Annotated in this window: 6 protein-coding genes; all 6 read left to right on the top strand. The window is 65.1% G+C overall.

What is annotated here, in order from left to right; all coding sequences use genetic code 11:
- The first annotated feature begins 361 nt into the window (after nucleotides 1-361).
- The 6 genes from HMPREF3092_RS05470 to HMPREF3092_RS05445 all read left to right on the top strand — a co-directional run bounded on the left by HMPREF3092_RS05470 (nucleotide 362) and on the right by HMPREF3092_RS05445 (nucleotide 8,159).
- Nucleotides 362-910, top strand: a complete 549-nt coding sequence (locus tag HMPREF3092_RS05470; RefSeq protein ID WP_070424114.1) for a YceI family protein — start codon at nucleotides 362-364, stop codon at nucleotides 908-910.
- Between the two features lie 169 nt (nucleotides 911-1,079).
- A complete protein-coding gene (gene hutU, locus HMPREF3092_RS05465) occupies nucleotides 1,080-2,777 on the top strand; it encodes a urocanate hydratase (protein ID WP_070424113.1) in 1,698 nt (565 codons plus the stop codon).
- A 9-nt stretch (nucleotides 2,778-2,786) separates the two neighbouring features.
- Nucleotides 2,787-3,995 carry an imidazolonepropionase gene (hutI, locus tag HMPREF3092_RS05460; protein ID WP_070424112.1) on the top strand — a complete coding sequence of 403 codons (1,209 nt, stop codon included), beginning with the start codon at nucleotides 2,787-2,789 and terminating at the stop codon, nucleotides 3,993-3,995.
- Complete coding sequence (hutH, locus tag HMPREF3092_RS05455) at nucleotides 3,992-5,572, top strand: histidine ammonia-lyase (protein ID WP_070424111.1); 1,581 nt, start codon at nucleotides 3,992-3,994, stop codon at nucleotides 5,570-5,572. Before hutI ends, hutH begins: the two co-directional genes overlap by 4 nt.
- Nucleotides 5,572-6,789, top strand: a complete 1,218-nt coding sequence (locus tag HMPREF3092_RS05450) for an allantoate amidohydrolase (protein WP_256174384.1) — start codon at nucleotides 5,572-5,574, stop codon at nucleotides 6,787-6,789. Before hutH ends, HMPREF3092_RS05450 begins: the two co-directional genes overlap by 1 nt.
- A complete protein-coding gene (locus HMPREF3092_RS05445) occupies nucleotides 6,786-8,159 on the top strand; it encodes a formimidoylglutamate deiminase (protein WP_070424110.1) in 1,374 nt (457 codons plus the stop codon). Before HMPREF3092_RS05450 ends, HMPREF3092_RS05445 begins: the two co-directional genes overlap by 4 nt.
- Nucleotide 8,160: the final 1 nt, after the last annotated feature.

Here is an 8,160-nt window from a genome sequence, read left to right as displayed (position 1 = left end):
ACCCGTTAGCCGCATGGGGACACCCGTTAGCCGGTTTCTGCGCTTTAGCAGTGACTGCTAACGGGAGTTTTTGTTGCTAAGGCGTGGGTGGGTGCTGGAGAAGCGCCGGGCTGCCGAGGTGGCTGTTGGAGGTGCCGAGGTGTCGGACCGCCGAGGTGGGGTCGGGGGGCAGGGGAGTGGCACCTCGTTCTATCCCGACTAAAGGCTACTCTGCCGTCTAGTCGGAAGAACGAGGCAAAAACGGCGATTTCGCCTCTATATTCCACCTAGAATGCAGAGTTCACTCCCCATAGGTTGAAAGTTAAACCCACTCGCTGTTAGACTAAAGATTGAAAGTTCAACAGACTTAAGGAGTTTCACCATGACCGCACTGCCCGCAGGCCTGACAGCAGGCACCTGGAACGTCGACGCCAGCCACTCCGACTTCGCCTTCCGCGTCCGCCACGCTGGAGTTTCGCGTGTGCGCGGTACCTTCGACGTCATCGGCGGCAGCTTCACCGTCGAAGACACCTTTGAAAGCCTCTCCGTCACAGCCCACGCTGACGCAGCATCCGTCGACACCGGCAACGCCGACCGTGACGCACACCTGCAGCAGGGTGACTTCTTCCTGGCAGAGGAGCACCCCCAGCTGACCTTCACCTCGACCTCGGTGGTGCCGGGCGACGATGACGAGTTCACCCTCGTCGGCGACCTCACCATTCGCGGCGTCACCAAGAGCGTGGAATTCAACGCAACCTTCAACGGCGCTGCGGAAGACCCCTACGGCCAGACGATCGCGGGCTTCGAGGCAAGCGCAAAGATCGACCGTCGCGACTTCGGTGTCGCATTCGACGCCGTCATGCCTGGTGGTGACCTCCTGGTGGCCAACCGCGTCGACATCCTCATTGAGCTCGAGGCCGTCAAGGCCTGACTTCCAGCTGCCAGGCGCAGCCGAACCTCGGCAGCGCGCCGCGGAAAGCAGCCCGTAAGTGTTGTCCAATATATTGGACAACACTTACGGGCTTCGCTGGTTTACAGGGCTCGTAGAGGTTGACCATAAAAGGAGACAACCCCTACGAGCCCTTGGAGAGCCGACGACGATGTCCTACACCAGGCACGATCCCAGTCGCACAGTCCGAGCCCCGCGCGGAACTGAAATCACCGCCCGCAGCTGGCAGACGGAAGCCGCGATGCGCATGCTCATGAACAACCTCGACCCCGAGGTTGCCGAAAGGCCCGAAGACCTCGTGGTCTACGGCGGAACCGGCAGAGCAGCCCGCAGCTGGGAAGCCTTTGACGCGATCGTCGACACCCTCAAAGAGCTGCGCGAAGACGAAACTCTGCTCGTCCAGTCCGGCAAGCCCGTCGGGGTGCTCCGCACCCACGAATGGGCACCGCGAGTCCTGATCGCCAATTCAAACCTCGTGGGCGACTGGGCCAACTGGGAGCACTTCCGCAAGCTCGAAGCTGAAGGCCTCATGATGTACGGCCAGATGACCGCGGGCTCCTGGATCTACATCGCCACGCAGGGCATCCTCCAGGGCACCTACGAAACCTTCGCCGCCGTTGCCAACGAACACTTCGACGGCACACTCGCCGGCACGCTCACCGTCACTGCCGGGTGCGGCGGTATGGGCGGTGCCCAGCCGCTTTCAGTAACACTCAACGGAGGCGCGTGTCTCATCATCGACGTCGACCGGACCCGCATGGAGCGCCGCCAGGGCAAGCGCTACCTCGACGAGGTTGTTTCGGACCTCGACGAAGCTCTCGACCTGGTTCTCGCCGCCAAGGCCGACAAGCGCGCCCTTTCTGTGGGTCTGGTGGGCAACGCGGCGGACATTCTTCCGGAGCTGCTGGACCGCGGTGTTGCCGTCGACATCGTCACCGACCAAACCTCAGCACACGACCCCCTGTCCTACCTGCCGCTTGGTGTCAGCGTGGACGAATGGTCTGAAGAAGCCGAAGAGAACCCCGAAAAGTTCACCCTGCGCGCGCAGGAGTCGATGGCCAAGCACGTCGCCGCAATGGTCGGCTTCCAGGACAAGGGCGCGGTCGTGTTCGACTACGGCAACTCCATCCGCGATGAAGCCCGCAAGGCCGGTTATGACCGTGCCTTTGAGTTCCCCGGCTTTGTGCCGGCCTACATCCGACCGCTGTTCTGCGAGGGCCTCGGCCCCTTCCGCTGGGTCGCCCTGTCCGGAGATCCGGAAGATATTCGGGTAACTGACGAAGCGCTCAAGGAGCTCTTCCCTGACAACGACCACCTGCACCGCTGGCTCGACGCCGCACAGGAATACGTCGAGTTCGAAGGTCTGCCCGCCCGCATCTGCTGGCTGGGCTACCGGGAGCGCCACAAGGCGGGCCTGCTGTTCAACCAGCTGGTTGCCGACGGCAAAGTGTCGGCCCCCATCGTCATCGGCCGTGACCACCTGGACTCCGGTTCTGTGGCCAGCCCGTACCGCGAAACCGAAGCCATGCGAGACGGCTCTGACGCCGTGGCTGACTGGCCTTTGCTCAACGCCCTGGTCAACACTTCGTCGGGTGCCAGCTGGGTGTCCCTGCACCACGGGGGAGGTGTCGGCATGGGTCGGTCTATCCACGCCGGCCAGGTCTCGGTTGCCGATGGCACGGAACTTGCCGCGCAGAAGCTCGAGCGTCTGCTGACGAACGACCCCGCGATGGGCGTCATCCGCCACGTGGATGCTGGCTACGAGCGCGCTCACAAGGTCGCCGCCGAGCGCGGGCTGTGGGTTCCCGCAGATGAAAATCTCAAACACCGCGCCGAGCAGGACGCGTAGGCTGAAGTCATGACTTCTCTGCTCGTCACCGACATTGCTGAGCTCGTCACGAACAACCCGCACGCGCAGGACCTCCTGGGCGTGCGGCAGAACGCTGCGATGCTCGTTGAGGACGGCACGGTGGCCTGGATCGGCGACACCGCGAAGGCACCCGCCGCGGACGAGGCGGTCTCGGCTGCCGGCCGCGCTGTCATCCCCGGTTTTGTCGACAGCCACAATCATCTGATCTTCGCGGGCGATCGTTCGGAAGAGTTCGCCGCCCGCATGGCCGGGCAGGCCTATTCGGCCGGCGGCATCGCCACGACCGTCAGCGCGACCCGCGAAGCTTCGGCCCATCAGCTGGAGGGCAACCTCGTGCGTTTGCTGCGGCAGGCAGAGCACAGCGGCACCACGACGTTTGAGATCAAGTCGGGCTACGGCCTGACAGTCGAAAGCGAACTCGAGGCGCTGCGCATTGCCCGCCGCCACACCGCGGAGACGACCCTCATGGCGGCCCACGTGGTGCCGGCCGAATACAAGGAAGCGCCGGATAACTACGTCGACCTGATCATCGAACAGATGATCCCGCGGGCCGCCGAGGAGGGCTTGGCCAAGTGGATTGACGTGTTCTGCGAGGAAGGCGCTTTTGATATCGAGCAGACCCGCCGGATTGTCGAGGCGGGGCTCGCTCACGGTCTGAAGCCTCGCCTGCACGCTAATCAGCTCAGCGATATGGGCGCCATGGCCCTGGCCGCTGAGGTCGGTGCGGTCTCGGCTGATCACGCGACTTTTGTCAGCGATGAGGACCTGGCTCGCATTGCCGAGGCAGGAACTGTGCTGACGCTGCTTCCCAGCATTGAGTTCTCGACCCGCCAGCCGTACCCGGATGTCCGCAGGTACCACGAGGCGGGGATCACGGTGGCGATTGCATCTGACTGCAATCCCGGCAGCGGCTTTTCTAATTCGATTCCCTTCTGCATGGCCATTGCCGTACGCGATATGCACTTCACGGTCGAGCAGGCGCTGTGGTCAGCCACGGCCGGCGGTGCGCGCGCCCTGCAGCGGACCGATGTGGGCGCACTGACCGTGGGCAGTCGGGCTGATTTCAGCATCCTTGACGCCCCGTCCTATCGGCATTTGGTCTACCGGCCCGGCGTGCAGCAGATCGCTGCGGTCTACCGCGCCGGCACACAGATCTCCTCGAACCCATCCCCATTCACATGTAAGGAGCTCCCGTGACGACTTCTGTCGCTCTTGACCCCCAGGCTCTGTCGTTCGCCGATGTCGTAGCTGTTGCCCGGCACGGCGCACAGGTCACCATCCCCGATTCCGTTCTCGCCGATGTCGCAGAGGCCCGACGTGCGGTGGACGCTCTGGCAGCCCACCCGAAGCCCGTCTACGGAGTTTCGACCGGCTTCGGAGCGCTCGCGCAGCGCCACATTCCGCACGAGAGCCGCGCGCAGCTGCAGAAGTCGCTCATCCGCTCCCACGCTGCGGGCATCGGCGACCCGGTCGAGGTCGAGGTGGTGCGTGCGCTCATGCTGCTGCGCGCCCGCACTCTGGCCACCGGGCGGACGGGTGTGAAGGTTGAGACCCTGCAGACCTATGTTGAGATTCTCAACGCCGGCATCACCCCGTGGGTGCATGAGCACGGTTCGCTCGGCTGTTCGGGTGACCTCGCCCCGCTGTCAGCGTGCGCACTCGTGGTGATGGGCGAAGGGAAGGTGCACGGCCCGGACGGTGAGCCCGTCGATGTTGGCCCCGTCCTCACCGAAGCGGGCATCACTCCGGTCGAGCTTGAGGAAAAGGAGGGCTTGGCGCTCGTCAATGGAACCGACGGGATGCTGGGCATGCTCATCCTTGCGCTGTACGACCTTGAAAAGCTTTTGACGACCGCCGATATCAGCGCGGCTATGTCTGTTGAGTCCCAGTTGGGCACCGACCAGGTGTTCAAGCCCGAACTGCACTACCCTCTGCGTCCGCACCCGGGCCAGCGCACGAGTGCGGGCAATATGTTCGCGGCTCTGCAGGATTCCGAGATTATGGCCAGCCACCGGGATTCGGAGCATTTGGTGCAGGATGCGTATTCGCTCCGCTGTTCGCCGCAGGTGACCGGTGCCGCCCGGGATGCCGCAGTGTTTGCGGCCCAGGTGGCCGCACGCGAAATCCGCTCGGCTGTGGACAACCCGGTGGTCCTCCCGGACGGCACCGTGTCCTCCAATGGCAACTTCCATGGAGCTCCGCTTGCCCACCAGCTGGACTTCTTGGCGATTGTGGCGGCCGATGTCGCCTCTATCGCGGAGCGACGCACGGACCGTGCAATGGACAAGACGCGCAATGAGGGACTGCACTCGTTCCTGGCGCACGACCCGGGTGTTGATTCGGGGCTGATGATTGCGCATTACACGCAGGCGGCCATGGTGTCGGAATCCAAGCGACTGGCCACACCGGCGAGTGTTGATTCAATTCCGTCGTCGGCCATGCAGGAAGACCACGTGTCGATGGGTTGGGGTGCGGCCCGCAAACTGCGCCAGTCTTTGGACAACCTGGCGCGTGTTCTGGCAGTCGAAATCTATGCGGCAGCGCGGGCGGCGGATCTGCGTGACGCGGCCGCCAGCCCCGTGACCGGCGCTGTCATCAGCTTGCTGCGCGAAACGGTTCCCGGCCCCGGTTCGGACCGTTTCATGTCGCCCGAACTCGCGCAGACTGTTGAGCTTGTGACCAGCGGCGCTGTCCTCACGGCAGCTTCGGAGCTCGGAACCTTTGAGCACACGCTCGCGGATGTCGACGGCACGGTGCTCGCCGGGGTCAGCTGATGTCGGTTCTGGGGCTTATGGCCGCAATCCGCGATGTCGGGCGCGACCCGTCCGGCCTGGGCTACCGGCGCTTCGGCTTCAGCCGTGAAGAGCGCACCCTGCGTGAATGGTTCATCGACGAGTGTCGTAAGCGCGGCTTTGACGTCGAAATCGACTCCAATGGCATCACGTGGGCGTGGGTGACCGAGCCTGGGCCGAACGCCGTGGTCACCGGATCTCACCTGGACTCCGTCCCCGGCGGAGGCGAGTTCGACGGCCCGCTGGGTGTCGCCTCGGCCCTGGCTGCGGTCGATCAGCTGAAAGCCGACGGGCGCCTCGAACGGGCGGACAGGCCCCTGGCGATTGCCGTGTTCCCCGAAGAGGAGGGCAGCCGCTTCGGCGTTGCCTGCCTGGGTTCGCGCCTGCTGACGGGGGCCATCGACCGTGACCGCGCTCTGGCACTCAAAGACGCCGAAGGCGTGACGTTCGCGCAGGCGGCCAGCGCCTACGGCCTCACACCGGAGCACATGGGCGCTGACCGTGACCGCCTGAACCAAATCGGATCGTTCATCGAGCTGCACGTCGAACAGGGCGTGGGGCTCATCAACACCGACCAGCCGGTGTCGATCGGCAGTTCGATCATCGGCCACGGCCGCTGGAACTTCCGGTTCACAGGGCAGGGCAATCACGCCGGAACAACCCCGATGAGCCACCGGGCTGACCCGGTTGCTGCGGCAAGTTCTGTGATCGGCGGGATTCCGCAGATCGCCGGGGCGCACAGCGGTTCTGTCGCCACGGTCGGCAGGACGCACATTCACCCCGGCGGGACGAACGTCATCGCCTCGTCCATGGACTTCTGGCTGGACATCCGCCACCCTGACGACACGGTTGTCGAGGCGGTGCTCGCCGACATCACCGACCGCGCCCAGGACCTCGCCGCGAGTGTTGAGGGGCTCACCGCCGAAGTGCGGCGCGAATCCTATTCGCCGACCGTGGACTTCCACGCAGCACTTAACGACAGGCTGCAGGCGGTCTTGCCGAACGCACCGCGCATGCCGTCAGGAGCGGGCCACGACGCCGGCATTCTCGCCGCCCACGTGCCCTCGGCCATGCTCTACGTACGCAATCCCACGGGTGTTTCCCACGCGCCGGAAGAAGCGTGCGAAGAATCCGACCAGATCGCCGGAGCGGCCGCCCTTGCCGATGTTCTGGCCGCGGAACTGAAAGCCACAGCATGAAGCTCTTCTTTCCCCGCGCCTACATAGACGGCGAAATCCGCACCGATGTCCTCGTCACTGCTGATGCGAGCGGCACCATCACCGCCGTCGAATGCGGCACCTCACGAGCCCCGGAGCCAGCTGCCTCCGTGCCAGCCGCCCCCGGCACCTCGCCCGGTTCCCCAACCGGCACCTCGTCAGAAGACATCCACGTCTTCACCGGCACGGCGTTCCCGGGTGCGCACAACGCGCACTCGCACGCCTTCCACCGCCTGCTGCGCGGGCGGACGCACGATGACGGGGGCACCTTCTGGACGTGGCGGCAGGAAATGTACGCGGCAGCTGCCTCCCTGACCCCGCAGCTGTACCGCGAGGTCGCCACAGCGGTGTTCGGGGAAATGATCGAGGCAGGCTACACCTCGGTCGGCGAGTTCCACTACGTCCACCACGCCCCGGACGGCACCGCCTACCCCGACCACGCCATGGAGTGCGCCCTGGCCGAAGCGGCAGCAACAGCCGGCATCCGCCTGGTCCTCCTGGACACGTGCTATCTGCAAGGCAGCATCGGCAAAGAGCTCGCACCCGAACAAGCGCGCTTCGGTGATGGCAGCATTGACGGGTACATGCGCAGGCACGCCAGTCTGCGCGCGGCACTCGCCGACTTCAGCCCGCTGGTCACCGTCGGTGCGGCCATCCACTCGGTGCGCGCCGTCGCCGCGGAAGACCTTCCGCGCTTTGCCGAACTCGACGGCCCCCTGCACATCCACCTGTCCGAACAGCCCGCCGAAAACGAACAGGCGCTCGCCGCCTACGGGAAAACGCCCACGCGGCTGCTCGCCGAGGCGGGGCTCCTGTCCCCGCGCCTGTCGGTGGTGCACGCCACCCACCTGAGCGATGACGACATTCGGCTGCTGGGGGATGCCGGGGTGCACATCGTCATGTGCCCCACGACCGAGGCGGATCTCGCCGACGGGATCGGGCCGGCACGTGCGCTCGCGGACGCCGGAGCGGTCATCTGCCTGGGCTCTGACCAGCACGTTGTGCTGGACTCCATGCGGGAACTGCAGGCACTGGAAGCCGGTGAGCGGCTGGCATCGGGCCAGAGGGGACGCTTCAGCCCAGCCGAACTCATCACCGCCCTGACACAGTCCGGGGCTTCGGCGTTGGGTCTGCGCTCTGGGATTGCGGTAGGGTGCCCAGCAGACATCGTCACTGTTGAGCACGCAAGTGTTCGCACCGCCGGTTCACGCGGAGAACAAGTGGTGATGTCGGCCACCGCTGCGGATATCAGCGCCGTCATCGTTGCCGGCCGGGTTCGCCGCTCTCGCCCTAAGAGCGCTGAACAGGATCCGCTGGGGAGGCTCTACACACGGTTTTTCAAGGAGGAATAAC

Origin of the sequence: Brevibacterium sp. HMSC24B04, from assembly GCF_001806835.1 — a bacterium.
Taxonomy (GTDB): domain Bacteria; phylum Actinomycetota; class Actinomycetes; order Actinomycetales; family Brevibacteriaceae; genus Brevibacterium; species Brevibacterium ravenspurgense.
Note: the sequence above shows the minus strand (reverse complement) of the source record. Positions and strands in the feature narration are given on the sequence as shown.

What these genes read in the sequence shown, in the direction of transcription:
- HMPREF3092_RS05450 (WP_256174384.1), top strand. Translation starts at nt 5,572, where the DNA reads ATGTCGGTTCTGGGGCTTATGGCCGCAATCCGCGATGTCGGGCGCGAC.
- hutU (WP_070424113.1), top strand. Translation starts at nt 1,080, where the DNA reads ATGTCCTACACCAGGCACGATCCCAGTCGCACAGTCCGAGCCCCGCGC.
- HMPREF3092_RS05445 (WP_070424110.1), top strand. Translation starts at nt 6,786, where the DNA reads ATGAAGCTCTTCTTTCCCCGCGCCTACATAGACGGCGAAATCCGCACC.
- hutI (WP_070424112.1), top strand. Translation starts at nt 2,787, where the DNA reads ATGACTTCTCTGCTCGTCACCGACATTGCTGAGCTCGTCACGAACAAC.
- HMPREF3092_RS05470 (WP_070424114.1), top strand. Translation starts at nt 362, where the DNA reads ATGACCGCACTGCCCGCAGGCCTGACAGCAGGCACCTGGAACGTCGAC.